At 65.7% G+C, this 26,939-nt stretch carries 22 protein-coding genes; 14 read left to right on the forward strand and 8 right to left on the reverse strand.

The annotated features are described in order from the left end of the window. The 5 genes from NFC73_RS09850 to NFC73_RS09870 all read left to right on the forward strand — a co-directional run bounded on the left by NFC73_RS09850 (nucleotide 1) and on the right by NFC73_RS09870 (nucleotide 7,890). The gene (locus tag NFC73_RS09850) at nucleotides 1-975 is read left to right on the forward strand and encodes an ABC transporter permease (RefSeq protein WP_254749729.1); all 975 of its coding nucleotides are present in this window, start codon (nucleotides 1-3) and stop codon (nucleotides 973-975) included. Beyond that, nucleotides 972-3,203 carry an ABC transporter ATP-binding protein gene (locus tag NFC73_RS09855; protein ID WP_254749731.1) on the forward strand — a complete coding sequence of 744 codons (2,232 nt, stop codon included), beginning with the start codon at nucleotides 972-974 and terminating at the stop codon, nucleotides 3,201-3,203. Before NFC73_RS09850 ends, NFC73_RS09855 begins: the two co-directional genes overlap by 4 nt. A 49-nt stretch (nucleotides 3,204-3,252) precedes the next feature. Continuing rightward, nucleotides 3,253-4,971 carry an ABC transporter family substrate-binding protein gene (locus NFC73_RS09860; RefSeq protein ID WP_254749733.1) on the forward strand — a complete coding sequence of 573 codons (1,719 nt, stop codon included), beginning with the start codon at nucleotides 3,253-3,255 and terminating at the stop codon, nucleotides 4,969-4,971. A gap of 142 nt (nucleotides 4,972-5,113) precedes the next feature. After that, nucleotides 5,114-6,184, forward strand: a complete 1,071-nt coding sequence (locus NFC73_RS09865) for a Gfo/Idh/MocA family protein (RefSeq protein ID WP_254749735.1) — start codon at nucleotides 5,114-5,116, stop codon at nucleotides 6,182-6,184. Between the two features lie 170 nt (nucleotides 6,185-6,354). Next, entirely contained in the window at nucleotides 6,355-7,890 is a 1,536-nt protein-coding gene (locus NFC73_RS09870; RefSeq protein WP_254749737.1) for a S8 family peptidase, read from the forward strand. A gap of 21 nt (nucleotides 7,891-7,911) precedes the next feature. Here NFC73_RS09870 and ald read toward each other — a convergent pair whose 3' ends face one another. Then, the gene (gene ald / locus NFC73_RS09875; protein WP_254749739.1) at nucleotides 7,912-9,030 is read right to left on the reverse strand and encodes an alanine dehydrogenase; all 1,119 of its coding nucleotides are present in this window, start codon (nucleotides 9,028-9,030) and stop codon (nucleotides 7,912-7,914) included. A gap of 234 nt (nucleotides 9,031-9,264) precedes the next feature. Here ald and NFC73_RS09880 point away from each other — a divergent pair, with 234 nt between their 5' ends. Next, the gene (locus tag NFC73_RS09880; RefSeq protein ID WP_254749741.1) at nucleotides 9,265-10,482 is read left to right on the forward strand and encodes a PucR family transcriptional regulator; all 1,218 of its coding nucleotides are present in this window, start codon (nucleotides 9,265-9,267) and stop codon (nucleotides 10,480-10,482) included. A 316-nt stretch (nucleotides 10,483-10,798) separates the two neighbouring features. Here NFC73_RS09880 and NFC73_RS09885 read toward each other — a convergent pair whose 3' ends face one another. Further along, nucleotides 10,799-11,191 carry a helix-turn-helix domain-containing protein gene (locus NFC73_RS09885; protein ID WP_254749743.1) on the reverse strand — a complete coding sequence of 131 codons (393 nt, stop codon included), beginning with the start codon at nucleotides 11,189-11,191 and terminating at the stop codon, nucleotides 10,799-10,801. 50 nt (nucleotides 11,192-11,241) lie between these two features. On the opposite strand from NFC73_RS09885, the gene NFC73_RS09890 reads away from it, so the two are divergent. Next, nucleotides 11,242-12,027: an alpha/beta fold hydrolase gene (locus tag NFC73_RS09890; RefSeq protein ID WP_254749745.1), complete on the forward strand. Its 786-nt coding sequence runs from the start codon at nucleotides 11,242-11,244 to the stop codon at nucleotides 12,025-12,027. Here the strand turns inward: NFC73_RS09890 and NFC73_RS09895 are convergent. Together NFC73_RS09895 and ptsP are read right to left on the reverse strand one after the other, a co-directional pair. Then, nucleotides 11,993-12,271 carry an HPr family phosphocarrier protein gene (locus tag NFC73_RS09895; protein ID WP_056341927.1) on the reverse strand — a complete coding sequence of 93 codons (279 nt, stop codon included), beginning with the start codon at nucleotides 12,269-12,271 and terminating at the stop codon, nucleotides 11,993-11,995. The genes NFC73_RS09890 and NFC73_RS09895 overlap by 35 nt on opposite strands. Nucleotides 12,272-12,314: 43 nt before the next feature. After that, nucleotides 12,315-14,000 (reverse strand): phosphoenolpyruvate--protein phosphotransferase, encoded by a 1,686-nt coding sequence (ptsP, locus tag NFC73_RS09900; protein ID WP_254749747.1) that lies wholly within the window; start codon nucleotides 13,998-14,000, stop codon nucleotides 12,315-12,317. A gap of 161 nt (nucleotides 14,001-14,161) precedes the next feature. Here ptsP and NFC73_RS09905 point away from each other — a divergent pair, with 161 nt between their 5' ends. From NFC73_RS09905 to NFC73_RS09915, 3 genes are read left to right on the forward strand one after another with little or no spacing between them, the layout of a single operon-like run. Then, entirely contained in the window at nucleotides 14,162-14,890 is a 729-nt protein-coding gene (locus NFC73_RS09905; RefSeq protein ID WP_254749749.1) for a TetR/AcrR family transcriptional regulator, read from the forward strand. 49 nt (nucleotides 14,891-14,939) lie between these two features. Beyond that, a complete protein-coding gene (locus tag NFC73_RS09910) occupies nucleotides 14,940-17,006 on the forward strand; it encodes a PTS mannitol transporter subunit IICBA (protein ID WP_254749751.1) in 2,067 nt (688 codons plus the stop codon). Next, nucleotides 17,006-18,169: a mannitol-1-phosphate 5-dehydrogenase gene (locus tag NFC73_RS09915; protein ID WP_254749753.1), complete on the forward strand. Its 1,164-nt coding sequence runs from the start codon at nucleotides 17,006-17,008 to the stop codon at nucleotides 18,167-18,169. The genes NFC73_RS09910 and NFC73_RS09915 overlap by 1 nt, the downstream gene beginning before the upstream one ends. 172 nt (nucleotides 18,170-18,341) lie before the next feature. Here NFC73_RS09915 and NFC73_RS09920 read toward each other — a convergent pair whose 3' ends face one another. Continuing rightward, a complete protein-coding gene (locus tag NFC73_RS09920; RefSeq protein WP_254749755.1) occupies nucleotides 18,342-18,620 on the reverse strand; it encodes a hypothetical protein in 279 nt (92 codons plus the stop codon). A 101-nt stretch (nucleotides 18,621-18,721) separates the two neighbouring features. On the opposite strand from NFC73_RS09920, the gene NFC73_RS09925 reads away from it, so the two are divergent. Then, a complete protein-coding gene (locus tag NFC73_RS09925) occupies nucleotides 18,722-19,243 on the forward strand; it encodes a GNAT family N-acetyltransferase (protein WP_254749757.1) in 522 nt (173 codons plus the stop codon). 7 nt (nucleotides 19,244-19,250) lie between these two features. Here NFC73_RS09925 and NFC73_RS09930 read toward each other — a convergent pair whose 3' ends face one another. The 3 genes from NFC73_RS09930 to rraA form a co-directional block, all read right to left on the reverse strand. Next, complete coding sequence (locus NFC73_RS09930) at nucleotides 19,251-20,690, reverse strand: sugar porter family MFS transporter (protein WP_254749759.1); 1,440 nt, start codon at nucleotides 20,688-20,690, stop codon at nucleotides 19,251-19,253. Nucleotides 20,691-20,893: 203 nt separating this feature from the next. Continuing rightward, on the reverse strand, nucleotides 20,894-22,555 hold the full coding sequence (locus tag NFC73_RS09935) for an MDR family MFS transporter (protein ID WP_254749760.1): 1,662 nt from the start codon (nucleotides 22,553-22,555) through the stop codon (nucleotides 20,894-20,896). A 141-nt stretch (nucleotides 22,556-22,696) separates the two neighbouring features. Then, nucleotides 22,697-23,194: a ribonuclease E activity regulator RraA gene (gene rraA / locus NFC73_RS09940; RefSeq protein ID WP_254749761.1), complete on the reverse strand. Its 498-nt coding sequence runs from the start codon at nucleotides 23,192-23,194 to the stop codon at nucleotides 22,697-22,699. Nucleotides 23,195-23,333: 139 nt separating this feature from the next. Between rraA and NFC73_RS09945 the strand changes: the two genes are divergently transcribed. The 3 genes from NFC73_RS09945 (at nucleotide 23,334) to NFC73_RS09955 (ending at nucleotide 26,838) form a co-directional block, all read left to right on the forward strand. Further along, entirely contained in the window at nucleotides 23,334-24,638 is a 1,305-nt protein-coding gene (locus tag NFC73_RS09945) for an MFS transporter (RefSeq protein WP_254749763.1), read from the forward strand. Between the two features lie 101 nt (nucleotides 24,639-24,739). Further along, the gene (locus NFC73_RS09950) at nucleotides 24,740-25,348 is read left to right on the forward strand and encodes a TetR/AcrR family transcriptional regulator (RefSeq protein ID WP_141138777.1); all 609 of its coding nucleotides are present in this window, start codon (nucleotides 24,740-24,742) and stop codon (nucleotides 25,346-25,348) included. Nucleotides 25,349-25,638: 290 nt separating this feature from the next. Beyond that, entirely contained in the window at nucleotides 25,639-26,838 is a 1,200-nt protein-coding gene (locus tag NFC73_RS09955) for an NAD(P)-dependent malic enzyme (RefSeq protein WP_254749765.1), read from the forward strand. The last annotated feature ends 101 nt before the right edge of the window (nucleotides 26,839-26,939 follow it).

The following is a 26,939-nucleotide window of genomic DNA, read 5'->3' on the forward strand; positions in this document are numbered from 1 at the left end:
ATGACCAACCTCAATGCCGTTGATCCGGCAGCAGTGGCGCAGGATGCGCATCTTGAAAATGCCGATGTGGTGATCGCCAAATCCACCATCATTTTCCGCCGCTTTATGCGGAACAAAACTGCCGTCGCCGGGCTGGCGGTTTTCCTGGGCCTGACCCTCTTCTCCTTCGTCGGCGGGTACTTCACTCCTTGGGACAAGGAGACCATCGACCCGTTCAATATCGGCATGCCTCCTTCCGGTGACCACTTCCTCGGCACGTCGCAGGCCGGCATCGACCTCTACGCCATGACTGTCGAAGGCACCAGGATCTCCATCATGATCGGCCTGATTGTGGGCCTCGTATCCGTCCTGGTTGCCGCGGTCTACGGCTGCACCATGGCCTACTTCGGCGGCAAAGTGGACAAATTGATGCTCTTCGTCCTGGAGGCCCTCATCATGATGCCTGCCCTGCTGGTAGTGGCAGTGGCCACCAGCGGCGGAGGGGACGGCCTGAAGAAGAACCTCCCCAGCTGGCTCCTGCTGATCATCGTGCTCCTGGTCTTCAGCTGGATGGGGACCGCGCGGCTTATCCGTTCGATGTCCATGTCGCTGATGCAGCGGGACTTCGTCAAGGCGGCCCAGTACATGGGCGTCCCGCCGCGGCGCATCGTGTGGCGTCACCTGGTCCCCAATATCGGGTCGCTGCTGGTCCTGGACATCACCCGCGGCGTCACCGGGGCCATCCTGGCCGAAGTGGCCTTCTCCTTCATCGGCATCGGCATCAAGGTGCCGGATGTTAGCCTCGGCGTGCTGATTGGCGGCGCCACGTCCCAGGTCCAGACCTTCCCGTGGATGTTCTGGGTCCCGCTCACCGTGATGTTCCTGCTCACGGGGTCCCTGGCCATGATGAACGATGGCCTGCGTGACGCCTTTGACCCGAGCTCCAGCTCGGTTGGCCGTGCCACAAAGAACAGCGCAGAGAAGATGAGCAAATGAGCACCTTCCTTGAGCCGGCTGACCCGGCCCCCACAGCGGCCGAGCGGCTCCATATCGCCGGTCTCCACTCGCCGTCGGACGCTGTCCTGTCCGTCCGGGACCTGAACGTCAGCTTCAACTCCGAAAACGGGGCTGTGCATGCTGTCCGGGGCGTCACCTTCGACCTCATGCCCGGCAAAACGCTGGGAATCGTGGGGGAGTCCGGGTCCGGCAAATCGGTGACATCGCTGGCCATTATGGGCCTGCTGCCCGCCACTGCCGAGATTTCCGGCTCGGTCAGGCTCAAGGGCAAGGAACTCCTGGGCCTGAGCGACAAGGCCATGTGTGCCTACCGCGGCAACGACATCGCCATGGTGTTCCAGGACCCGCTGTCCTCCCTCACACCGGTGTACACGGTGGGAACCCAGATCACCGAGGCCCTTGCCATCCACAACCCGGGCATGAGCAAAGCGGCGAAGGAAACCCGCGCTGTCGAGCTCCTGGCGATGGTGGGCATTCCCAGCCCACGGAACAGGCTCAGGGCCTTTCCGCACGAGTTCTCCGGCGGTATGCGCCAACGCGTGATGATCGCCATTGCCATCGCCAACAACCCGCGCGTACTGATCGCGGATGAGCCGACGACGGCCCTGGACGTCACCATCCAGGCCCAGGTGCTTGAGGTGCTGCATAAGGCGCAGGAGGAAACGGGTGCCGCCGTCGTGATGATCACGCACGATCTGGGCGTGGTGGCGGGCATCGCCGACGACATCATGGTGATGTACGCCGGCAAGCCGGTGGAAACCGGCAGCGTGGATGACATCTACTACGATCCCCGGATGCCCTACACGATGGGCTTGCTCGGGGCGGTGCCACGCGTGGACGTCGCGGAGAAATCCTCGCTGGTCCCCATCGACGGCATCCCGCCGAACCTCCTGCACACCCCCACCGGCTGCTCCTTCGCGCCGCGGTGCCCGCTGGTGACCGATGCCTGCCTGGACGGCGAGCCCTCTTTGAGTCCTGTTCCGGGGACTGGCTACCACCAGGCGGCCTGCATCCGGTCCGGTTCCCTCGGCGGGGACGTGGATGTCCACGAGGTCTTTTCCGCCCCGCCGGTCCCGGTCTCGCGCTTTGACCTCATCCCCCGCGGGGAACGCTCAACCGTGCTGGAACTCAAGGATGTCCGCAAGCACTTTCCGCTGACCAAGGGGGCTCTGCTTAAGCGCCGCATTGGCACCGTGAAGGCCGTGGACGGCCTGAGCTTCGACATCCGTGAAGGTGAGTGCTTCTCCATTGTGGGCGAGTCCGGTTCGGGCAAAACCACCACCCTGCTGGAAATCATGGAGTTCCATAAAGACCAGGACGGCGAGGTGATCATCGGCGGCATCAGCAACAAGCAGGCCGCCGACGCCAAGACCAAGAGCGCCATGCGCAGGGAAATGCAGATGGTTTTCCAGGATCCCACCGGCGCCCTGGACCCCCGCTTCACCGTCTACGAGGTCCTGGCCGAGCCGCTCCAGAACGCCGGCATGGATAAGCGGGCCATCAAAAAACGCATCATGGAACTGATGAATCTGGTGGGCCTGCAGCCGGACCACGTCAACCGGTTCCCCAACCAGTTCTCCGGCGGCCAGCGGCAGCGCGTGGGCATCGCCCGGGCACTGGCCGTGAACCCCAAGCTGGTGGTCCTGGACGAGCCCGTGTCCGCGCTGGATGTCTCGGTCCAGGCCGGCGTCATCAACCTCCTGGACAAGCTCCGCGCCGAGCTGGGCCTCAGCTACCTGATGGTGGCCCACGATCTGTCCGTGGTCCGCCACATCTCCAACCGGGTGGCGGTGATGTACCTGGGGAAGATCGTGGAGATCGGGGAGGTGGACCGGGTTTTCGACAACCCCCGCCACCCCTATACCCGCGCGCTGCTGTCCGCGATCCCTGTCCCGGACCCGCAGTTCGAGCGCACCCGGGAGCGGATCATCCTTCAAGGCGACCTCCCTTCCCCGCTGGATGCCCCGAAGGGCTGCAACTTCGCCACCCGCTGCCCCGTCTTCGCGGCGCTTCCCGCGGCGAAACAGGAGAAGTGCCTGACCCTGGAGCCCCCGCTCGAGGCCGTGCAGCCTTCCGCTGCCGTGGAGATTTTGGAGGCCGGCCCGGCGCCTACACCGGACCAGCAGTTCGCCTGCTTCTTCCCGGACGGCGAGCTGGCCGAGGACATGCTGGTTGTCCACGAAACGGCGGAACCCCATGCACCCTAGATTTTTTCGACCCATCACAAGCACCACCCGCACCTATGAAGGGAAAACCATGAGGAATCTGACCAAGATCGGCGGCGTAGCGGCCATTGCTGCCGCCCTGACGCTGACGGCCTGCGGCGGTGGCGGAACGCCCACCGGACCGGAGACTGCCAAGGGGCAGGGGACAGGCAGTGACCTGTCCAAGCTCATCAGCATCAACGAGAAGCCCGCCGCTGATCTTGAGCCCGGCGGCAAGGTCACCCTGCCGCTGGGCAGCATCGGGCCGGATTTCAACGGGTTCTCCAACAACGGCAACAGCTCGGACAACTCCGCGATGATGGCCCCGATCAACCCGGTGGCCGTGAACAGTGGCGGCATCGGCGGTTGCTGGAAGGTCGACTTCGTCGGCAAGGCAACGCCGAACAAGGACTTCTGCGAGTCGGTGGAGAGCAAGGTGGTGGATGGCAAGCAGACCGTCACCATCAAGGTCAACGACAAGGCCACGTACAACGACGGCACTCCGATCGACATCAAGGCCTTCCAGAACACCTGGAACATCCTGAAGAGCCCGGATGCCGGCTACGACATCGTGAGCTCGGGCGCCTACGAATTCGTTGAGTCCGTCGAGGCCGGCAGCAGCGACAAAGAAATCATCGTCAAGACCACCCAGCCGGTTTACCCCGTGGATTCGCTCTTCTTCGGCCTGATCCACCCGGCCGTGAACACGCCTGCGATCTTCAACGAAGGCTTTGTGGGCGAAATGCACCCGGAATGGATGGCTGGCCCCTTCAAGGTGGACCAGTACGACGCCGCAGCCAAGACCGTCACCATGGTTCCCAACGACAAGTGGTGGGGCACCAAACCGGTCCTGGAAAGCGTGGTCTTCCGCCAGCTGGAAACCAGCGCACAGATCGCTGCTTTCAAGAACGGCGAGATCGATGCCATGTCCGCCAACACCATCGCCCTCTACAAGCAGCTTGAGGGCACCAAGGACTCCGAGGTCCGCCGTGGCCAGCGCCTCTTCGCCGGTGGCATGAACATCAACGCCCAGAAGATCACCGACGTCGCCGTCCGTAAGGCCATCTTCGCCGCCGTTGACCGCGAAGCCCTCCGCAAGGTCCGCTTCAATGGCCTGAACTGGGAAGAGCCCAGCTCCGGTTCCATGATGGTCCTGCCGTTCTCGGACTACTACCAGGACAACTACCCGGTGAAGGAAACCGGCGCGGACGTTGCCAAGAAGGTCCTGACGGACGCCGGCTACGCGCCCAACGCCGCCGGAATCATGGAGAAGGACGGCAAGCCCGCCGCCTTCAAGATCAGCAACTTCGGTGACGACCCCACCACCCTTGCCTTCACCCAGACCCTGCAGAAGCAGCTCCAGGCCGGCGGCATGGATGTTGGCATCGACCAGCGCGCCTCCGCCGACTTCGGCAAGGTGATCGGCGGCCGCGACTTCGACATGAGCGTCTCCGGCTACACCGTTGGCCCGGACGCCACCGATGCCGTCAAGCAGTACTACGACTCCAAGGTCAACGAAAACGGTCTCGGCGATGCCGAGCTGGACAAGAAGATCGCCGATCTCGCCTCCATCGAGGACAACGCCGCGCGCAACAAGGCAGCCATGGACGTCGAAAAGGAGCACATGGCGAAGTACTTCTCCATGGGTGTTGTGATGAACGGCCCGCAGATCTCCTTCGTCCGCACCGGCCTGGCCAACTACGGCCCGTCCCTGTTCCAGAGCCTCTCGCAGGTTCCGGACTGGTCCACCCTGGGCTGGATCAAGAAGTAGCACCCTCCCTGCAACGCTCTCTCACTTAACGGAGGGTTTTCGCCAACGCTCTCTCACTTCCGGCACGTCATCTGCGGGAGGTGAGAGAGCGTTTGGCCTTAATGCACATCTAGTGAGAGAGCGTGCGGGTACCGTTTCCCCTATGACCTGGACTGAAGCCGACCACCGTATCCGCACCGCCGTCGTCGGCTATGGCCTGTCCGGCAGCGTTTTCCACGCACCGCTCATCGCGGCGGACCCCCGCTACGCGTTGGACGTCATCGCCACGTCCGACGCCGGCCGGCAGGCTGCTGCGAGGCAGCGGTACCCGGGCACCAAAACAGTGCCCGACGGCGATGATGTCCTTGCGCTCGCCGGTGACCTTGACCTTGTGGTGCTGGGGACCCCGCCGGCCACTCACTTCCCGCTGGCGAAGGCCGCCCTGGAGGCCGGCCTCGACGTCGTCGTCGACAAGCCGTTCGCCGTCAGCAGCGAGGAGGGGCAGGAACTGATCGCCCTCGCGGAGCGGCTGGGCCGGGTGCTCACGGTCTTCCAGAACCGGCGGTGGGACGGCGATTTCCTCACGGTCCGGAAGCTGTTGGCCGGCGAAGCGCTGGGTAGCGTGACCCGGTTCGAGTCCAGGTTCGAACGCTGGTCCCCGGACATCTCCAAGGCGTGGAAAGCCAGCGCCACGGCGGCGGACGGCGGCGGCGTGCTGTTCGACCTGGGCACGCACCTTATCGACCAGGCGCTTTTGCTTTTCGGTCCAGCCGCCGTGGCCCACGCGGAACTGCAGGCGCGGCGTCCGCACGAGAAGGTGGACGATGACGTTTTCCTGGTGCTCACCCACGAGTCGGGGGTGACCAGCCACCTGAGCATGAACATGCTTTGCGCCCAGCAGGGCCCGCGCTTCCGCATTCTCGGATCCACCGGCGCGTTCACCAAGCACGGGATCGACCCGCAGGAACCGTACATTGTTGCCGGCGGGAGCCCGCTGGACACTGAATACGGCGTTGAGGCACCGGAATGGGCAGGAGCCCTGGGCCGCGACGGCCACCTCGATCCGCTGCCCACGGAACGGGGTGCCTACCTCGAGTTCTACCGGCTCCTGGCAGCCAAGATCGACGACGGCGGAACCGCCTCCGCGCTGCCCCTCCCGGTGGACCCGGCAGACGCAGTCGAGGTGCTGAAGATTATCGAATCAGCCCGGGCTTACGGAACCGCCGCCTATTGAAATTGCGTGATGTGTGTCACTAAGGTCTCTGTTGCGGGTGATGCCGAATTGTTGGGCAGGTGTAGCCCGGAAGGATCCGAGGCAAACAGCCGTCAGGGTCGTGATCGATTGACTCTTGCCAGCGGCACCTGCGATCGCGTGGTGCCGGCCGGCGGAATTGGAGCAACACCATGCAAAGATTCACCAAGCGTGTGGCGCCATTCGGGGCACTAGCCCTCGCCATTGGCCTTTCGACCGCCGCGGCTCCTGCGGCGTTGTCGGCCAATGGGCAGCCTGGCCAAACCGTAGAGCAGGCAAATGCCCAAGCCGGAAGCCAAACCTACATCGTGCTGTACAAGGCCAACGGGGTTTCAGGCGCCTCGCTTGCTGCAGTGCGGGCCGCCGGGGGCACGGTGGTGCAGGCTTATCCGCAGATCGGTGTGGCCATCGTAAAGTCGGACCGCGGCGGCTTTGATGCGGCCCTGCGCGCGGCAGACTCTTCCATTCAGGGGGCCGCTTCCACAGCAGGCTTCGCCGTGGCTGTCGAAGACGACAACTCCGGTGCCGCTGTGGCGGCCATAGCACCCGGCACCCCGGCACCCGGCGATGACAGCCTGGCCGCACTCCAATGGGATATGGACCAGATCCAGGCCCCGGCCGCCCGGGCGATCAATGGCGGCAGCACCTCGGTGGTGGTGGGCGACATCGACACCGGACTGGACCACACGCACCCGGACCTTGCCCCGAACGTTGATTTCTCCAGGAGCGTTTCCTGCGTTGGCGGCGTCCCGAACACGGACCCGGCTGCGTGGATGGACAACAACGGCCATGGCACCCACACGGCGGGAACCATCGCAGCCGCGAAGAACGGCATCGGCATGGTGGGCGTTGCCCCCAACGTGAAGATTGCCGGGATCAAGGCCGGCAATGATGACGGATTCTTCTTCCCCGAGGCCGTGGTCTGCGCCTTCATGTGGGCAGGCACCAACGGGATCCAAGTGACGAACAACAGCTACTTCGCCGATCCCTGGCTCTTCAACTGCAAGAATGACCCCACCCAGCGGGCCATCTGGGAAGCCGAGCGCCGGGCCATCAAGTTTGCCCAGCAAAACGGCACCACAGTTGTGGCCTCGGCAGGCAATCAGTCAGACGACCTGGCTCATCCCACCCAGGATGTCACCAGCCCGGATAACACCACTCCGGTCACGCGCGACATCACCAACGCCTGCGCCGTGGTCCCGGTGGAAGTTCCCGGCGTGATCGGCGTGAGCGCCAACGGCAACAAGCTGATCAAATCGTTCTACTCCAGCTACGGTGTGGGCGCCGTCAGCGTGATCGCGCCTGGTGGAGACTCGATCCTGCAGCAGACTGCGGCGGCCCCTAACGGCCGCGTGCTCTCCGCGTGGCCGTCCGCCGCACCGTGCGCCCGGCCGGTGATCGACCCGAGCGGCGCCACGTATTGCTACCTGCAAGGCACATCGATGGCCGGACCTCACGTTGCCGGTGTCGCGGCGCTGGTGGTCAGCACCGGAGTCAGCAACCCGGGCACCGTGGCATCGCGGATCAACACCACCGCCGACACGATGGACTGCCCGGCCGACATGAGTGTGTACGCCCCGTTCCCTGCAACGGACAACGGCGCACCCCAGGTGTGCCAGGGGGGGTCCAGCTACAACGGCTTCAACGGCCACGGCCAGGTGAACGCCCTCCGCGCGGTCGGCGGGTAAAGCACGCGGCGACCTAGAGGACTAGGCGGAAACCAGCTCGTGCCAGTCCGCCACGAGGGGCAGGTTGTGCGCCTCGGAGACGGAGTGGTGTGCCACGTGGCCGGCGGCGATGTTGAGGCCGGCGGCGAGGGCCGGGTCGCGGTCGAAGGCGGCCCGGACTCCCAGGTTCGCCAGGGCCACGGCGTAGCGCAGGGTGACGTTGGTCAGCGCGTAGGTGGACGTGTTGGGTACGGCGCCCGGCATGTTGGCCACGCAGTAGAAGATCGTGTTGTGGACCTTGTACGTCGGTTCCTGGTGCGTGGTCGGGTGGGTGTCCTCGAAGCAGCCGCCCTGGTCCACGGCAATGTCCACCAGCACGGAGCCGGGCTTCATACGGGACACGAGTTCGTTGCTGACCAGCTTGGGGGCCTTGGCACCGGGGATCAGGACGGAACCGATCACCAGGTCCGCGTCCACCACTGACTTTTCGATCTCGTACTTGTTGGACGCCACCGTCTTGAGCCTGCCCTGGTACTGGGCGTCGAGCTCGCGGAGGCGGTTGATGTTGATGTCCAGGATGGTGACGTCGGCGCCCAGGCCCAGGGCCATGGCGGCGGCGTTGGTGCCGGCGACGCCGGCGCCCAGGACAACCACCTTCGCCGGGCGGACACCCGGTACGCCGCCCAGGAGGACGCCTTTGCCGCCGGCGGGTGCCATCAGGGAGGTGGCGCCGACCTGCACGGACAGCCGGCCGGCAACCTCGGACATGGGGGCCAGCAGCGGCAGCGTGCGGCCTTCCTGCACGGTCTCGTAGGCGATGGCGGTGACGCCGGAGTTGATGAGTTCATGCGTGAGTTCCGGCTCGGCGGCGAGGTGGAGATACGTGAAGAGGATCATGCCCTTGCGGAAGCGGTGGTACTCGGCCTTGATGGGTTCCTTGACCTTCATGACCATGTCGGCCCGGCCCCAGACGTTGTCGGCCTCGGCAACGATTTCGGCGCCGGCGATCGCGTATTCCTCGTCCGTGATCCCTGAGCCCAAGCCTGCGCCGCGCTCTACCAGGACCGTGTGGCCGTGGGTGCGGAACTCGTGAACGCCAGCAGCGGTGATGGCGACGCGGAATTCGTTGTTCTTGATCTCTTTGGGGACACCGATGATCATTTGTGGCTCCATATTCTCGGGCCGGGTAGGCCCGAAATTGCGGCGGGAAGTTGTGATTCCAGAATAAATCCGATTGTGACCCAACTGACAGGAAAGCAGGGTTCGGGGCGTTTAAGGTTCCCGTGATTCCGGGAGTTTCTGCTTTCGCGAGTCGACAAATGTTCAGCGTCAGGGCGTCAGGTGTCGCCTGCTGTTCGTTCGCCTGAATGCCTGCCGGAGCAGTAGGGTTACCCCATGCAGCAGGACGTGGAACAACTGGTGGAGCAGGTGGCGCAGAAGCTTGGCCGGGGACTGTCGCTGGAGGACCTGGACGGCCTGTTGCTCGCTTACAGTTCCAACCAGTCCCACGCGGACCGGGTCCGGGTGAACTTTTTGTTGAGCAAGCGGGTACCGGCCGATGTCAGCGCCTGGCAGCTTTCCCATGGCATCGCCACAGCGGTCCGCCCGGTAGCGATTCCCGCCAACCAGGAGCTGGGGATGCTGGGCCGGGTGTGCGTCCCCTTGATGGTGCGCGGTTTCCGCGTCGGCTACCTCTGGGTGCAGCAGGACTCGGCAGAGGAAAGTCCGACGGCGATCCTCTCCCAGTTGCCGGATGTGACCCCGGAGATCGAGCTGCTTTCCGGCCTGCTGCTGGACTCCAACACCGCCGAGTCCGAGTTCCGGCGGGGCCGCGAACGCGAGTTCCTGGCCGCCTGTTCCGGCGAAGCCAACGCAGTGGCCGCCGTTGCGGGCTGGAAGGAAATTCAGGGCAAGGGGCCGTGGCAGATGGTCACGGTGCTCGACGCCGACGGCTGGGCCGGCGGCCCGGATCCCATCGCCTCCACACTGATCCACCGCTCAGCCGCCCTGCAGGCCACGGTGGGGGTGGACGTGGCGCTGTTCAGCGCCGGCACGGAAACCCATTCGGTGGTGCTGTTCCGTGAGTCGGTGGGCCGGGCAAACCATGCCCAGGTGCTGGTCCACTACCAGCTGGAGCTGGCCAAACGTTCGGGCCGGCCCGTGCACCGCATCATCCTGGGCATCAGTGAGGGCTTTGCCAAGCCGCGCGAGCTTGCCGAGGCCTACCGGCAGTCCCGGCTGGCGGCGCAGGCGGCGGCCGTGGACCCCCAGCTGGGCGAACTGGTGGACTGCCGTGCCACCGGGGTGTACCAGTTGCTGGCCTCGGCAGGCGGGGGAGCCGGCGCCTGGGCCGACTCCGGGTCCGTCTATGTGCGGATGCTGGAGGACCACGACCGCAACGATGAGCTTCTCCCTGTACTTGAGCTCATCTATGACAACGACGGATCGGTCCAGGACGTGGCCACCAAACTCCACCTGCACCGCAGCAGCATCTACAACCGGCTGGGCCGCATCCGGCAGCTCCTGGGCGTGGACCCGCTGAAGGGGATGCCGCGGCTGGAACTCCACGCCGCCTTGAAAATGCGGCGCTGGGCATCGCGACCGCGGATTTAGCTTGCGGACTTTGGAGCCGGTCAGAGGACTAACGTCCGGCGGAGCCCTTCGCGCGTTTCCTTGGGGCCTCCAGCCACGGCCGAAGCAACCGCGTGCTCAACGGCAGGAACAGGTACGTCATGATTGGCGTCAGCAGGTAGCCGGGCCCTTCATGCGCCAGTTCCTGACCGGCAGGTGCCCAGGCGGCAAACTGACGGTGGTAGCCGGGCTGGACGGTGCGGGCAATTGATACGGTGATTGCCTTCGGTCCGGGCGCCGGACAATTCCATGTAACGCGGGAGGGAATTAATTCCCTGAGGCGTATACCTCTACGGACCTAGGCCTGCTCGCCCTTCTTCTGCTCGCCCTTCTTCTGCTCGTCGAGCCACGCCATGATGGCCGCCAGCCTGATCCGGCGGTGCGTGCCGCGGTATTCCACGGGGATCTCGCCGCGATCGGTCATGTTGCGCAGGTATGTGTGGGAAATCCCGGCGAGTTCGGCGGCCTGGGAGGTGGTGAGCATTTCCTCCACGCTGCTGACGGTCACCGCTTCGCCGCGGCTGAAGCGGCTGAGGAGGTCCACGACGGCGTCCCTCGCCTGGGGTGTCAGCCGGTGGACAGTGCCATCCACAAAAACCGTAATGTCATCGCCCCCTGCCAGGGCCCGCTGCAGTTTCCCGGCATCCTCGGGTGGAAGCGCAGCCGTCATTCTCGGAGCTATCAGTGCCATGCCAGAAGCCTAACCCGCGCACTTCCGGGCGGCGGCGGTAAGCTCGCGGGGTGAAGCTCAGAGATGGCGAGGACATTGAATCCGGCGGGCTGACAGGCAGGCTGTACCGCTCCGTGGCGCCAGCCGGCGATGTGACGCGACCGACGTATGTCCTGCTCCACGGGATTGGCGTTTCCCACCGCTACTTCGCGCGGCTGCACCGGGAGCTGGCCCCGGCAGCCGACGTGTACTCCTTTGACCTTCCAGGGTTTGGCGATGCACCCAAACCCCGGCGCCAGGTAACGGTAGGGGAATACGCGGCCTTTGTGCGGACGGCGCTCGCCGAGGCCGGCGTGACGTCCTGCGTGGTGGTCGGGCATTCCATGGGAACCCAGCATGCCGTTGAACTCGCCCTGCAGGAGCCGGAGCTCGTGGACGCAGTGGTGCTGATGGGCCCCGTGGTGGACCCCCGCCGAAAGTCAGTAGCGCGGCAGGCGCTGGCGCTGACCCGCGACGCCATGTTCAGCGAGAGCCTGTCCGCGAATGCAGTCGTCTTCGCGGACTATTTCCGGGCCGGTCCACGCTGGTACCTCACCGAGTTGCCCGTGATGATGCAGTATCCCCTTGAGGCCAGGATCCGCGAAATCAGCCAGCCGCTGCTGGTGCTGCGCGGCAGCAGGGACCCGGTGGCTGGCCGCTCCTGGTGCCAGCGGCTGGTTGCGCAGTCGCCCCAAGGCCGCCTGGCCGAGATCCCGGGGCAGGGCCATGTGTTCCAGCACACCGCCCCGGGGCCGGCGGCCGCGGCGCTCACCAGCTGGGCCCCTATTCGGCGTCGAGGTCCGTTTCCAGGAGCTTGACCAGGGAATCCAGTGCCGCGTCGGCCCCGTCACCTTCAGCCCGGAGCACCACAACATCGCCCTTGGCGGCGCCCAGGGTCATCAGCGACAGGATGCTCGAAGCGTCCAGCGCGTCGTCCTCCGGGTCGCCCTGCATGGCAATGGTGACCTCAACTCCCACGTCTCCGGCGGCTTCCGCAAACAGCGCGGCGGGGCGCGCGTGCAGGCCGGAGCGGCTGGCGATGGTGGCGATGCGTTCGGGCATTGTTCCTCCTGGTGGGTGCTTCTTTGTGGCTGGCGGCGGCCGGTCAGAGACCGAGTTCTTCGAGGACGGGCAGTTTTTCCCGGACCCAGGCCTTGGCCTCGGTGGCGCTGGGCGCGGACAGCGCCAGCTTGGCCAGCTGCTGCGCCTCGGCCAGCGTAACGGTCTTCAGCACCGCGGCCACGGCGGCCAGGGACCGCGCGGTCATGGACAGCGTGGTGACGCCCAGCCCAGTAAGTACGACGGCGAGGGCCGGGTCAGCGGCCGCCTCACCGCAGACGCCCACGGGCTTGTTGTGGCCTTCCGCACGGGAGCCTTCCACCGTCAATCCCACGAGGCGCAGCACGGCAGGCTGCCACGGGGTGTTGAGGTTGGCCAGCGGGCCCAGCTGGCGGTCGGCCGCCATGGCGTACTGCGTGAGGTCGTTGGTGCCCAGGCTCGCAAAACCCACCTCGCGCAGGATGGCCTCGGCCGTGAGTGCGGCGGACGGGACTTCAACCATCACGCCGGGCGTCTTGATGCCGGCGTCGGCGCACATTGAGGCGAACCGGGCGGCCTCTTCCGCCGTCGAGATCATGGGGGCCATGACCCAGACGTCCGCTTCGGACTGCTTCTCGGCCAAGGCGATGGCTTCCAGTTGGCGGTCCAGCACGCCCGGCGTGGTGAAGTCCGTGCGGTAGCCGCGGACGCCCAGGGCAGGGTTGGGCTCCGTGGAGTCGGTCAGGAACGGAAGCGGCTTGTCGGCGCCGGCGTCGAGCGTACGCAGAACCACTTTTTTGCCCGGGAAGGCATCAAACACGCTCTTGTAGGCGGCTGCCTGCTCTTCCACGGAGGGTTCGGTATCGCGTTCCAGGAAGCAGAATTCGGTGCGGAAAAGGCCCACGCCCTGGGCGCCCAGCTTGGCCGCCGCCTCGGCGTCCTTGCCGCCGCCCACATTGGCGAGCAGCGGCACGAGGTGGCCGTCCGCCGTCGTGCCCGTGCCGCTGAACTCGGCCAGCAGGGAAGCTGTGGCCGCCCACGCATCCGCTGCGGCACGCAGCGAGTTGTCGGGATCGGCGGTGATGCTGCCTGCGGCGCCGTCAACATAGACTTCCGTGCCGTCAGGAAGTTCGTCCACCCCTACGGCAGCCACGACGGCTGGCAGGCCAAGCGAACGCGCAATGATGGCGGTGTGGGACTGCGGGCCGCCGCCGGCTGTCACGAGTGCCAGGACCTTGTTCGGGTCCAGGGTTGCGGTGTCGGCCGGTGCCAGGTCCTCGGCAACCAGGATAAAGGGCGTGCTGGAGGTGGGGATGCCGGGCGCAGGGACGCCGCGCAGCTCGGCGACGATCCGGGCGCGCACGTCCAGGACGTCGGTGGCGCGTTCGGCCATGTAGCCGCCCAGGTTGTGAAGCATTTCAGCGACGGAGGAACCGGATTCCCAGATGGCGCGCTCGCTTGAGAGGCCGCGGGCAATGAGCTTGGCCGCGCCCTTGATCAGCATGGTGTCCTTGGCCATCAGCGCTGTGGCCTCCAGGACGGCCTTGCCGTCTCCGGTGGCGTGCGCGGCCCGGGCCTTAAGTTCGTCGTGGACGGACTGCGAGGCTGCCTTGAGCGCGGCGGTGGCTTCCTCGGCGGACGTCCCGCCGGCCAGCTGCTCGCCTGCGGGGGGTTCGCTGATCGGTTTGGGCATCTGCCGGACGGTGCCGATGATGCGGCCGGGGCTGACGCCAACTCCTGGGAAGGTCTGCACTGAAGGTCCTCATTCTCTGCCGGTAGCCAGGCCCGCCTAGGTTTATCCCGGCGCCATGCCGGGGCCGCCGCGACCACTATGTGCGGGGGCGGAAACGTGCCTGAAAAAATTGTATGTGATCCAGTTCATATAGCAATGCTATAGGTGATAGGGTAGCGGCTATGAGTTTGGATGGCCAGCTTCCCCCCAAAATGCGTCTGTTGCGTGCAGCGGCCGAATTGCTGGCAAAGTCCGCGGGAGCAGCCGTCTCCACCCGCCAGATCACGCAGTTGGCAGGGGTCACGGCACCCACGCTCTACCATCACTTCGGTGACAAGGAAGGTCTTTTCGACGCCGTCGTCGCCGCCGGTTTTGAAGAGTATGTTGCGGGCGAGAGGGACTTCGCCCCGTCCGGAAATCCGCTGGAAGACATCCGGCGGATGTGGGATAACCACGTCCAGTTCGGGCTCAAGCAGCCGGAACTGTACCTGGTGATGTTCGGCAATATCCGTCCTGAAAGCCGCCCCGCCATCGTTGCCGATGCCGAGGCTCTTATGGAGGAGATGCTGAATAAGGCAGCGGCAGCGGGCCAGCTGAACGTCCAGCCGAGGGAAGCAGCCAGGTCCATCCTGGCCGCCAACGTGGGTGTGACCCTGATGCTGATTGCGGAACCCGCCGCCGAACGGAACCTTGAACTGTCCATCATGACGCGGGACGCCATGATCTTCGCGGTGTCTGCGGCACAAGCCGAAGGGGCCGCCCCGGAAGATTCCGGCAAGTCCTCGGTAGTGGTGGCAGCGATTGCCCTGAACGCCGCGCTTCAGGCTTCGCACTCAGACCAGCTCTCAAGCTCGGAACTCAAACTTTTCCTCGAATGGCTTCACCGAATCTCCACCAGTACGTCGTCGTAAGTATCGGACCCATCCTGCGCTGCAGCAGGAATGACGGTTAGGAAAGCACATGGCAACAGAGACAGTTGCGAAACCCCGCACCAGCCTGCGGGTTCACGTCCAGAAGTTCGGGACGTTCCTGTCCGGCATGATCATGCCCAACATCGGCGCGTTCATCGCGTGGGGCCTTATCACGGCCCTCTTCATTGAGAAGGGCTGGATCCCGGTCCCGGCCCTGGGCGGCTTCGGCACCAACGCCGAAGGAGTGCCCAATGTGGGCCTGGTTGGCCCCATGATCACGTACCTGCTGCCGCTCCTGATCGCCTACACCGGCGGCCGGATGGTCTACGACGTCCGAGGCGGCGTCGTGGGAGCCATCGGCACCATGGGCGTCATTGTGGGTGCCGGCATCCCGATGTTCATCGGCGCCATGATCATGGGCCCGCTCGGCGGCTGGACCATGAAGAAGATCGACCTCCTGTGGGAGGGCAAGATCCGCCCGGGCTTCGAGATGCTGGTCAACAACTTCTCAGCCGGGATCTGGGGCGCGCTGCTTGCCATGCTGGGCTTCTACGGGATCGCCCCGCTGGTTCAGGCCTTCAGCACCGGTGCCGGCAACGTGGTCCAGTTCCTGGTCAATAATGGCCTGCTGCCGCTGACCAGCATTTTCATCGAGCCCGCCAAGGTGCTGTTCCTGAACAACGCCATCAACCACGGCGTACTGACGCCTCTGGGCATCCAGCAGTCGCTGGAACAGGGCAAGTCCATCCTGTTCCTGCTGGAGGCCAACCCCGGCCCGGGCTTCGGTATCCTGCTCGCCTACATGTTCTTTGGCCGTGGCGCAGCGAAGGCTTCAGCGCCAGGTGCGGCCGTCATCCAGTTCCTCGGCGGCATCCACGAAATCTACTTCCCCTACGTCCTCATGCGCCCGCTGCTGATTCTCGCGGCGATTGCGGGCGGTATGACGGGCATTGCGACCCTTTCGGTCACCGGCTCCGGACTCGTTGCGCCGGCGGCCCCTGGATCCATCTTCGCGGTGCTCGCCCAGACGTCCCGGGACAGCTACGTCGGAGTGATCCTGGCGGTAGTGCTCGCCACCACGGTTTCGTTCCTGGTGGCCTCGGTGATCCTGAAGACCACCAAGCACAGCGACGAAGTGGACCTGAGCGACGCCACGTCCAAGATGGAAGCGATGAAGGGCAAAAAGAGCTCCGTCTCCTCGGTGCTGACCGGCGCCGGTGCCGGCGTGGGCACCGCTGTCCTCGCCGGCCCCATCAAGAACATCGTGTTCGCCTGCGACGCCGGCATGGGCTCCAGTGCGATGGGCGCCTCGGTGCTGCGGAACAAGATCAAGGCTGCCGGCTTCCCGGACGTCAAGGTCACCAATGCCGCGATCGCCAACCTCAGTGACACGTACGACGTGGTGATCACGCACCAGGACCTGACCGAACGCGCCAAGCCCGTCACGTCCAGCGCTGCGCACTTCTCGGTGGATAACTTCATGAACAGCCCGCGGTACGACGAGATTGTGGAGCTGGTCAAGGAGCACAACACTGAAGGCGCAACGCCCGACGCCGGTGCTGCCGCCGCCGCCGCCGCTGCCGCCGCCGGCCACGGCGCGCACGTTGCCAGTGCCCCGGTGGATGCGGCACCCACAGCCGGCAGCGGTACGGAACCCACCGAGGCTGCGGAGACGGCGGCGCCGTCCGACATCCTCGTGGCCGAGAGCGTCATCCTCAACGGCACCGCCACCACCCGCGATGCCGCCATCGACGAAGCAGGCCAGCTGCTCCTGGCCCGCGGCGCCGTGGACGAGGGCTACCTCGCGGCCATGCACGAGCGCGAGGAATCCGTGTCCACCTACATGGGCAGCTTCCTTGCCATCCCGCACGGCACCAACGCCGCCAAGGACCACATCCTGAAGTCCGCGGTGTCCGTGATCCGCTACCCGGACGGCATCGATTGGAACGGCAAGCAGGTCAAGTTCGTGGTAGGCGTGGCCGGCATCAACAACGAACACCTCCACATCCTGTCCTCCATCGCGAAGGTCTTCACCAACAAGGCCCAGGTGGCCCAGCTGGAAGCGGCCACGTCCGTTGAGGAAGTCCTGGAGCTCTTCGGAAAGGTGAACGCATAGTGAAGGCGGTACATTTCGGAGCCGGGAACATCGGCCGCGGCTTCGTGGGGCTGCTGCTGCACCAGGCCGGTTATGAGGTGGTCTTCGCGGATGTCGCGGACGCACTCATCGACCAGCTCGCGGCAGCAGACAGCTACAACGTCCACGAGGTGGGGGAGAACCCCACCGTCCGGAGGGTGGACAACTTCCGCGCGCTGAACTCCGGCACGCAGGAAGCGGAGCTGGTGCGGGAAATCGCGACGGCGGACATCGTCACCACCGCCGTGGGGCCTCACATCCTGAAGTTCGTGGCGCCCGCCATCACCAAGGGCATCGCCGCGCGGGCTGCCGGGCTGGCGCCGCTGCAGGTCATGGCCTGCGAGAACGCCATCAACGCCACGGACATCCTGCGGGCCGAAGTGGCCGCGCTCTGGGATGACGCCGCCGGCTCCCTGGATTCCCTTGCGGTGTTTGCGAACACCGCCGTGGACCGGATTGTGCCCAACCAGGAGCCGGGCCAGGGCCTGGACGTGACCGTGGAAACGTTCTATGAGTGGGTCATCGACCGGACAGCGTTTGGCGATGCGGCCCCGGTCATCCCGGGCGCAACGTTCGTGGACGAGCTCTCGCCCTACATCGAGCGGAAGCTCTTCACCGTGAATACGGGGCACGCGGCCGCAGCGTACTTCGGCTTTGAGGCCGGGCTGGAAAAGATCTCCGAGGCCATGGCGGATCAGGATGTGGCCGAGGACGTCCGTGCTGTCCTTGAAGAGACCAAGGAGCTGCTGGTGGCCAAGCACGGCTTCAGCAACGACGAGCAGGAAGCCTACGTCCAGAAGATCCTGGTCCGGTTCTCCAACCCGCACCTGCCGGACACGGTGAACCGCGTGGGCCGAGCCCCCATGCGCAAGCTCAGCCGGCACGAACGGTTCATCGGCCCCGCGGCTGAGCTGGCCGAACGCGGGATCGTGCCCGAGGCGCTTCTGGGTGCCATCGCCGCGGCCCTGCGCTTCACGGACCCCGCCGACGCCGAGGCCACCGAGCTCGCGCAGATCCTGGCTTCCTCATCGCCTGCCGACGCCACGGCCAGGATTACCGGGCTGGCACCGGAGCACCCGCTGTTTGCAGCGGTATCCACGCTGGTGGAGGAACGCCAGGCGGAAGGGGCGAAGGCCCCGGCCTGACCCCCACCGCACGCACCCACCCCCAGGACGCTCTCTCACTAGATGCGGGTTTTCGAGCAACCCTCTCGCAGATAATGCGGGTTTTTCGGGAACCCCTTCGCAGTAAAGTACGACGCCGGCACTCACCTGAGTGCCGGCGTCGTGCGTTACGTTCTTCGGCGACCCTCGCGCCTCAGGAGTCCGGCTGGCTCACCCGGGCGAGTACTCCACCCAGATAGCGCATGACCAGTGAGGCGGCTAGCAGGGCGGCGGAAAACGGGAGGAAAAACAAGGTGACCAGTTGGAAGGCTGTGTGCAGGACCACGCCGGGCGCCTGTGAATAGGCTGGCCCTGACTCCAGCGACTGCATGATTTGCGGTGCAAGGATGATCGAGAAGGCGCCGATGACGCCCGCAATTATTCCTGTCCGCAGAGTTGTTGCCGGCAAACGTGAGACCGCGTGCTGATCCATTCCAGACCTTCCCCCCAACGACTGTTGTTCCGTGCTGGCCGCCCCAGCCAAGCACGAGCCCGCCTGGATCACAAGGAACCCGGCTGTGGAATGCTGGGGAGATGACCACGAACCCCGGTGCCCTGACCGCCTTGCTGACTGCCGACGTCGACGGCGGGACGTTCCGCCTCAGGCACGCCGTGTCCGCGGACCTGCCCGCCATTGTGGCGCTGCTGGCCGACGATTCCCTCGGGGCCACCCGAGAACTGGGCCACGACATGGCGCCGTATGAGCAGGCCTTCGAAGCGATCGACGCCGACCCCTGCCACTTGCTTGTCGTGGGCGAGCACGTGCCGGCCGGGGCAGCTGACGGCCGCGTCGTATCCACCTTCCAGTTGAGCTTCCTGCCCGGCATCTCGCGGCAGGGCTCATGGCGCTCCCAGCTTGAGGCGGTCCGCGTGGCGGGCAGTCTTCGTGGCCAGGGCCTGGGAAACCTGATGGTGGGGTGGGCGATTGACGAGGCCAGGCGCCGCGGCTGCTCGTTGATGCAGCTGACCACTCACAAGTCCCGGACAGCCGCCCACCGGTTCTACGAACGGCTCGGCTTTGACGCCAGCCATGAGGGCATGAAGCTTACTCTCTGACCCGGCGTCAGGCCTTCTTGGAACCCTTGGGCACAAACAGCGTCTCGGCCTGTTCCAGGGACATGCCGTTGGTTTCCGGCACCTTGAACATCACAAAGAAGAACGACGCCGCGGCGAACAGTGCGTACATGGCATAGGTCAGGGGCAGGGAAGCCGCGGCCATGACGGGGAAGCTGAGCGTGATGGCGAAGTTGGCCACCCACTGCGCGGCGGCGGCCAGGCCCAGGGCGCGGGCCCGGATCCGCGACGGGAACATCTCGCCGAGCAGTACCCAGACCAGCGGGCCCCAGGAGGCACCGAAGCTGACCACAAAGATGTTGGCTGCGACCAGGGCCACCGGACCCCAGGCGCCCGGCAGGGAGATCTCGGAGCCTGAACCGACCGCGGCGGAGAACGCCAGCGCCATGGTGCCCAATGAGACGGCCATGCCGATGGACCCTGCCAGGAGAATGGGGCGGCGGCCGATCCGGTCCACCAGGGCGATGGCCACCAGCGTGACCAGGATGTTGGTGATGGAGGTTGCCACCGAGATGGTGAGCGAGTCCTTTTCCTGGAAACCGACGGCCTTCCACAGCGTGGTGGAGTAGTAGAAGATCACGTTGATGCCAACGAACTGCTGCAGGACGGAGAGAACGATGCCCACCCAGACCACTGCCTGCAGGCCGAACGTCTTACCGCGGAGCGAGCCCTTCTGACCGGACAGCTTGTCCTCTTCGATGGCGTCCTGGATCTCGCGGATGTGCCGGTCGGTGTCCTCGGACGGGGCGATGGAGTCGAACACCTTGCGGGCTTCGTCTTCCTTGCCCTGGAACACCAGGAACCGCGGGGATTCCGGGAGGGTGTACGCGATCCAGCCGTAAACCACGGCGGGGAGCGCTGCGGCGAGGAACATCCAGCGCCAGGCCTCCAGGCCCAGCCAGAAGGACTGGTCCGCGCCGCCGGCAGTGGTGGCGAAGAGCGCGTCAGACAGGAGCGCGGCGAAAATACCGGTGGTGATGGCCAGCTGCTGCAGCGATGCCAGCCGGCCACGGACCTGCCGCGGGGAGATCTCGGAAATGTACGCCGGTGCGATCACCGAGGCCAGGCCGATGCCCAGGCCGCCCACCAGGCGCCAGAAGATCAGGTCCCAGACGCCGAAGGCGAAGCCGGTTCCGAGGGCGCTGACCAGGAACAGTGCCGCGCCCAGCTTCATGGCGGGAATGCGGCCGTAGCGGTCGGCAACTTTTCCGGCCAGGAACGCGCCGGCGGCGCAACCCAGCAGGGCGATGGCCACGGCGAAGCCGGTCACAGCCTCGGAGAGCGCGAATTCGTCCTTGATGGCATCCACTGCACCGTTCACCACGGAGGAGTCGAAGCCGAACAGGAAGCCGCCTACCGCGCCTGCGAGTGCCAGCCAGATCACCCGCTGCGGGATCTTGGCGGTGGTCTGCTCCTTGGCGGTGGACATGGTGCTCCCTGGGTTTGGGGTTGGGTGGATGCGGGTGCGGACGTCGTCGGCTGCGGTACCGGCCCGCAGGCCGGCGCACACGCGCTAAACAGTGTGGCACGTCACCGCCCGTGGTTCCACTTAGGGACCTTTGCCTTCCGAAACAGAAAGACGACGACGGCGGGTGCGCCGTCGTCGTCGTCTGTCTGTTTCAGCGAGGCGCCCTAGTGGGCCGCCACCGCAGCTGTGTTTCCCCGCGGGGCGACCTTCGGGTCCGTCAGCTTCTTGTTCGGCAGCGCGAAGCTGATCAGGAACGCGATCCCGGTGAGGACGGCCGCGGTGATCATCACGGTGTCGATCGCGTACGCGAAGCCCTCCGTAATGGGCCGGGTGAGCACGCTGTTGGCGGAGTGGAGCCAGCTGGTGTCATTGAGCGATTCGTTCGATGCCCCGTTCTGGAAGAACTCGTACAGCTTGGCGTTGGCGGGGTCCGCGGCCACGGCCGGGTCGCGCAGCACGGCCTGGTAGTCGGCACTGGCCATGGCTGATTTCATCGTTTCGGCGATTCGGCCCGCGGCCACGCTGAAGAGCATCGAGATGAAGACCGCCGTGCCCACCGCGCCGCCCATGGAACGGAAGAACGCCGCGGAGGACGTGCCCACGCCCATGTCCTTCGGGGGCACGGAGACCTGCATGGCCAGGGTGAGCGGCTGCATGCAGAACCCCAGGCCCATGCCGAAGAACACGGCGATCACGCCGGGAACCCAGAGGCCGGTATCCACGCCCAAGGACAGGCCCATGGCCACGGCGGCGGCAGTGAGGATGGCCGTACCCACGATGGGGAAGATCCGGTACGTGCCCGACGCCGAAATGGTGCGGCCCGCGGTGATGGAACCGGTCAGGATGCCGAGCGTGAAGGTGATCATCATCAGGCCGGCTTCTGTAGGGGTGAGCCCCTTGACCAGCTGCAGGTACATGGGCAGCATCGCGATGGCGCCGAACATGCCGATGCCGATGATGAAGTTCAGCAGCGAGGACAGGCCAAACGTAGCGTTCCGGAAGAGCCGGAGCGGGATCAGGGCGTAGTCCCCGGCGCGCTTTTCGGCCAGCAGGAACCAGATGATGCCCACCGCGCCCAGGCCGTAGCAAAGGAAGGAGTTCAGCGACGCAAAGCCCCAGCTGCGTCCCTGTTCCGCCACCAGGAGCAGCGGGACGATGGCGAGAGTGATGGCGGCTGCGCCGAAGTAGTCGATCTTCTGCTTCACGTGCTTGGCCGGCAGGTGCAGGAACATAAACACCACGGCCAGGGCTGCCAGGCCGATGGGCAGGTTGATGAAGAACACCCAGCGCCAGCCGTCAAAGCCGAGGATGTTGGCCGAACCCGCGAACGCGCCGCCCACCACGGGGCCGAGCACGGAGGAGATGCCGAACACCGACATAAAGTAGCCCTGGTATTTGGCCCGGTCCTTGAGGGACACGATGTCCCCGATGATGGTCAGCGCGAGGGCCAACAGGCCGCCAGCGCCCAGGCCCTGGACGCCGCGGGCGATGGCCAGTTCAGTCATGGAGTGCACTGAGCCGGCGTAGAGCGAGCCGACCAGGAAGATGACGATGGCGATCAGGTACAGCGGACGGCGGCCGAAAATGTCGCTCAGCTTGCCGTACAGCGGCGTGCTGACGGTGGAGGTGATGAGGTATGCGGTGGTGGCCCACGCCTGCAGGGACAGCCCGTCGAGGTCGTTGGCGATGGTGTAGATGGAGGTGGACACGATGGTCTGGTCCAGCGACGCCAGGAACATACCCAGCATCAGCCCCACCATCACGGTGACGATCTGACGCTGTGTCAGGGTTTCGCCGGCGGCACGCACAGCGGTTGTTTTGGACATGGGCTACTCCAGGAAAGAAAAGGGATTACACTCGATAGTTGCTTTCAGTAACTATGTTAGTTCGCGTTTCATTCCCGCTGCCAGATATTTCTTCCGAAACCGGCGCTCCTGCCGGGCCCCGCCCGAACTGGAGGACCCCGCTCAGCGCTCCACGAGGATGCCGTCCGGATCGCACCAGACGGTGGCGCCGGGACGGAAGATCACGCCGTCGAGCACTACATCCACGTCAACCTCACCGGCGCCGGCCTTGGCGCTCTTGCGCGGGTTGCTGCCCAGCGCCTTGACGCCCAGATCCAGTCGGGCGATCGCCTCGCGGTCGCGGATGGCGCCGTTGATGACGACGCCGGCCCAGCCGTTCGCCACGGCGCTCTCGGCGATCATATCCCCCATCAGGGCTGTGCCCAGCGAACCGCCGCCGTCCACCACCAGCACGGCACCATCGCCGGGCGTGGCCAGCGTGGACTTGACCAGGGCGTTGTCCTGGAAGCAGCGGATCGTCCGAACCGGGCCGCTGAAATGTGAACGGCCGCCGAGGGACTGGAACTGGAGTGAAACGGACGCCAGGTCCTCGCCGCGCTCGTCGTAGAGGTCGGCGGTGTTGACGGGGCGGATGGTGTTGCCTGCGGCAGATGCGGTCATTGGATCTCCAGTTGTTGTCGTGGCGGGCTCCGCGCTTTTCCTTAGCCGCACAAGTTGGGCTCCGAATAGCAAAGCGGGGCGATGCAGCCCACGATAGTCTGATTTTCAGCATCACCAACCGTTCCAGGGGGAACCAGCCATGAGCCTGTCCGACACACCCGCAGCACCGGATCCCAGCGCCGCATCGGCTCCCGAAGCGGGAGCGGAAGGCCCGACGGCGGCACTCGCCGAGCCGACGCAGAGGGTCACCGCGCGCTGGGTGACCGGTCTGGTACTGGTCAATGTTGGCATCAACGCCGCGTTCTTCGGACCCATCAACATCTTCATCGCCCAGCAGGCCATTGGCATCGACGAAACAAACAAGGAAGCCATCGCTTCCCTCGTACTTGGGTGCGGCGCCGCCGTATCCCTGGTGGCCAATCCACTCTTCGGGGCGCTGTCCGACCGGACGGTCTCCGGTTTCGGCCGTCGTTCCCCCTGGGTCCTGGCCGGCGCCGTCCTGGCCACCGCCGCCTTGCTGGCGATGTCCGGAGCCACGGCTGTTGCCCTGATGGTCCTGTTCTGGTCCCTGGTCCAGCTGGGCGCCAACGCGGCCTATGCGGCCATCACTGCCGCCATTCCGGACCGGGTGCCGGTGCTGCAGCGCGGCGGAGTGGGGGGACTGGCGGCCCTGGGCCAAACGGCGGGCATCCTCCTGGGCGCAGTCTTCGGGGCGGTGGTTTCGGGAAACTTCATGGTGGGGTACACCATGTGTGCGGCCGCCCTGCTGTTCTCCGTGGTGCCCTACCTGTTCCACCGGAATGACCCGCCGCTGCCCAGGGAGCTCCGGCCGCCGTTCTCGTGGGGCAGTTTTCTCCGCGGCTTCTGGATCAGCCCGGCCCGCCACCCGGACTTCGCCTGGGCCTGGCTCACCCGCTTCCTGGTCAACGTCTGCAACCAGCTGACCATTGTGTACCTGATCTTTTTCCTCGGAGACGTCCTCAAGCATGAGAACCCGGCGCTGGGAGTCCTGACCCTGACCGGGATCTATGCGGCGCTGGTCATGGTTACTGCGGTGATTGCGGGGCCGTGGAGCGACCGGGTGGGCAAGCGCAAGCCCTTCGTGATCGCTTCCTCCGTCATGATTGCCATGGCGGGCCTGACTATGGCGTTCTTCCCCGTGTGGACCGGCGCCCTGGTTGGGGCCGCCATCCTGGGTATCGGCTACGGCGCCTACCAAGCCGTTGACTTTGCGCTGCTGACGCAGGTGCTGCCGCAGGCCGCGGACCGCGGCAAGGATATGGGAGTCATTAACGTGGCCGCCTCGTTGCCGCAGGTGTTCGCGACAGGCCTCGCTTTCCTCGCGGTGACGCAGTTCGGCGGGTACGTCACTCTGTTCACCACTGCGGCCGTCATTGGGCTGCTCGGCGCTGTGTTCGTGGTCAAGATCAAGGGCGTGGACTGAGGCGCCAACGCCGCGTGGCGTATTGTTGAGGCAGACTGCAGGGCGGCCGGGATGGGGATCCGCCGGCCGCTGCACCATAGGAACACAACCCCGGAATCCTGATGCCCGAGACACTTTCAGCCCATCCGTCCATGGCCGCCCGGCCCTCCACGCCGCGTCAGCGGCTGCGCTACACGCGCGTCCTTGAGTCTGCCGCAGGGTTTGCCCGCAAGGGGCTGGAGTCCGTGGACCTCGCGGAAATCTCGGAGAAGTCCGGCGTGCCGTCGGGGACCGTCTACCGCTATTTCCCCACCGCCAACCACCTGATGCTGTCCCTCTACCGCCAGCAGCTGGACGAGCTTCAGGGCAGGGCCCGCACGTCGGCGGCCAGCTTCGGCGGCCGCGCCCTCACCGGAGTGGTGATGGAGATCTTCCACATGCGCGTGATGCAGCCCGCCGTCGAGCAGTGCCTGACCCGCTGCGTGTACCTCAAGGACAAGGACACCACGGCGCTCCTGCATGAAATCGATGCCCTGAGCGAAACGGCTGTAGCCACCGCCTCCGACGACGCCGTGGCGGCCCGGGTGCTCCTGCTGACCGTCACTGGTCTGGTCCAGTCCGTCCGCAACCGCCGACTTTCGCTCTTTGAGGCCGAAGAGGACCTTAAAAAGGCCTGCACCTTGCTTGCTCCGGTAGCTTCCGGGGCCCGTGCGGCCCACCGATCGGCGTAACTGGTCTAGACCAGTAAGCCAATAAATACGTCTTTATGCCGTGACGTGGCTCACAAAACATCCTGATTAAACGATTTGGCATGCCCCGGGACGTCCAAATGCACTTTTTGGCCCGCCAGCGCTGATTATTATGGCAGGACCGGAGTGGCTGGCAACCAGCATCTGCAAGGGCTTCACCCCGGGCCCGCCACCATTGGGCCCACGAAGCGCCGAATATGACCACCTTGAGCCTCCCTGTGCTTGAGCCTTTCTGCGCCGTGCGCCCACGGCTAGCCCCAGGAGACAACGACGTGTCCATTGACGTAATCGCACCGTCCGACAATTCAGCAGCCACTGCCCTGAGCGAGGCCGAGATCTTCGACGCCCACCAGGGCGGGAAGCTCTCCGTGACCAGCACGGTCCCGCTGTCCAACAAGCGCGACCTGTCCATCGCCTACACCCCCGGTGTGGCCGAGGTCAGCCGCGCCATCCACAACAACCCGGAACTCGCCAAGACCCTCACCTGGGCGCAGCGCCTGGTGGTTGTGGTCAGCGACGGCACCGCGGTGCTGGGCCTGGGCAACATCGGCGCCGCCGCCTCCCTGCCCGTGATGGAGGGCAAATCCGCCCTGTTCAAGACGTTCGGCGAGCTGGATTCCATTCCCCTGGTCCTGAACACCACGGACGTTGATGAGATTGTGGAAACCCTGGTCCGCCTCCGCCCCAGCTTCGGCGCCGTCAATCTTGAGGACATCTCGGCCCCCCGGTGCTTCGAGCTGGAGGAGAAGCTGATCGAGGCGCTGGACTGCCCGGTCATGCACGATGACCAGCACGGCACCGCAGTGGTGGCCCTCGCCGCCCTGACGAACGCCGCCAAGGTCACCGGCCGCGAACTCGCAGACCTCCGCGTGGTGGTTTCCGGCGCCGGAGCCGCAGGCATCGCCGTCGCCGAAATCCTGCTCGCCGCCGGCATCACGGATGTAGTCTTGCTCGACTCCAAGGGCGTCATCAACCGGGAGCGGGCGGACATCGCCGCCGACCCGCAGAGCAAAAAGTCCCAGATGGCACAGCGCAGCAACCCCCGCAGCGTCGCGGGCGGCCCCGGCGAAGCGCTGCTCGGCGCCGACGTGTTCATCGGGGTTTCCTCCTCGAAGCTGGACGAGGCGCATCTGAAGCTGATGAACCCCGACTCCATCGTGTTCGCCCTCTCCAACCCGGACCCCGAAGTCCTGCCCGAGGTGGCCGCCAAGTACGCCGCCGTTGTGGCCACCGGCCGCAGCGACTTCCCCAACCAGATCAACAACGTCCTGGCCTTCCCGGGAATCTTCCGCGGCGCGCTGGACGCCGGCGCCCGCCGGATCACGCCTGCCATGAAGCTCGCCGCGGCCCGCGCCATTGCCGAACTCGCGGAAGCTGACCTTTCGGTGGACTACATCGTGCCCAGCCCGCTGGATCCGCGTGTTGCCCCGGCAGTGACGGCCGCCGTAGCCGCCGCAGTGGAAGCCGAGTAACCTCCGCCGCCACACACTGCCACAACGCCCGACGGCGGTGCCTCCCCGCGCAGGGGACGCGTCGCCGTCGGGCGTTAAGCGGCAGGGTTGACAGCCCCGCC

Origin of the sequence: Pseudarthrobacter humi (assembly GCF_024294965.1) — a bacterium.
In the GTDB taxonomy this organism is placed as follows: Bacteria; Actinomycetota; Actinomycetes; order Actinomycetales; family Micrococcaceae; genus Arthrobacter; species Arthrobacter humi.

Excerpts from the sequence above, each read along its gene's own strand:
- rraA (WP_254749761.1), bottom strand. The coding sequence starts at position 23,194 with ATGACCGCATCTGCCGCAGGCAACACCATCCGCCCCGTCAACACCGCC.
- NFC73_RS09855 (WP_254749731.1), top strand. The coding sequence starts at position 972 with ATGAGCACCTTCCTTGAGCCGGCTGACCCGGCCCCCACAGCGGCCGAG.
- NFC73_RS09950 (WP_141138777.1), top strand. The coding sequence starts at position 24,740 with ATGCCCGAGACACTTTCAGCCCATCCGTCCATGGCCGCCCGGCCCTCC.
- NFC73_RS09860 (WP_254749733.1), top strand. The coding sequence starts at position 3,253 with ATGAGGAATCTGACCAAGATCGGCGGCGTAGCGGCCATTGCTGCCGCC.
- NFC73_RS09865 (WP_254749735.1), top strand. The coding sequence starts at position 5,114 with ATGACCTGGACTGAAGCCGACCACCGTATCCGCACCGCCGTCGTCGGC.
- NFC73_RS09930 (WP_254749759.1), bottom strand. The coding sequence starts at position 20,690 with ATGTCCACCGCCAAGGAGCAGACCACCGCCAAGATCCCGCAGCGGGTG.
- NFC73_RS09880 (WP_254749741.1), top strand. The coding sequence starts at position 9,265 with ATGCAGCAGGACGTGGAACAACTGGTGGAGCAGGTGGCGCAGAAGCTT.
- NFC73_RS09910 (WP_254749751.1), top strand. The coding sequence starts at position 14,940 with ATGGCAACAGAGACAGTTGCGAAACCCCGCACCAGCCTGCGGGTTCAC.
- NFC73_RS09935 (WP_254749760.1), bottom strand. The coding sequence starts at position 22,555 with ATGTCCAAAACAACCGCTGTGCGTGCCGCCGGCGAAACCCTGACACAG.
- NFC73_RS09945 (WP_254749763.1), top strand. The coding sequence starts at position 23,334 with ATGAGCCTGTCCGACACACCCGCAGCACCGGATCCCAGCGCCGCATCG.
- NFC73_RS09925 (WP_254749757.1), top strand. The coding sequence starts at position 18,722 with ATGACCACGAACCCCGGTGCCCTGACCGCCTTGCTGACTGCCGACGTC.
- NFC73_RS09885 (WP_254749743.1), bottom strand. The coding sequence starts at position 11,191 with ATGGCACTGATAGCTCCGAGAATGACGGCTGCGCTTCCACCCGAGGAT.
- NFC73_RS09920 (WP_254749755.1), bottom strand. The coding sequence starts at position 18,620 with ATGGATCAGCACGCGGTCTCACGTTTGCCGGCAACAACTCTGCGGACA.
- NFC73_RS09850 (WP_254749729.1), top strand. The coding sequence starts at position 1 with ATGACCAACCTCAATGCCGTTGATCCGGCAGCAGTGGCGCAGGATGCG.
- NFC73_RS09905 (WP_254749749.1), top strand. The coding sequence starts at position 14,162 with ATGAGTTTGGATGGCCAGCTTCCCCCCAAAATGCGTCTGTTGCGTGCA.
- ald (WP_254749739.1), bottom strand. The coding sequence starts at position 9,030 with ATGATCATCGGTGTCCCCAAAGAGATCAAGAACAACGAATTCCGCGTC.
- NFC73_RS09895 (WP_056341927.1), bottom strand. The coding sequence starts at position 12,271 with ATGCCCGAACGCATCGCCACCATCGCCAGCCGCTCCGGCCTGCACGCG.
- NFC73_RS09870 (WP_254749737.1), top strand. The coding sequence starts at position 6,355 with ATGCAAAGATTCACCAAGCGTGTGGCGCCATTCGGGGCACTAGCCCTC.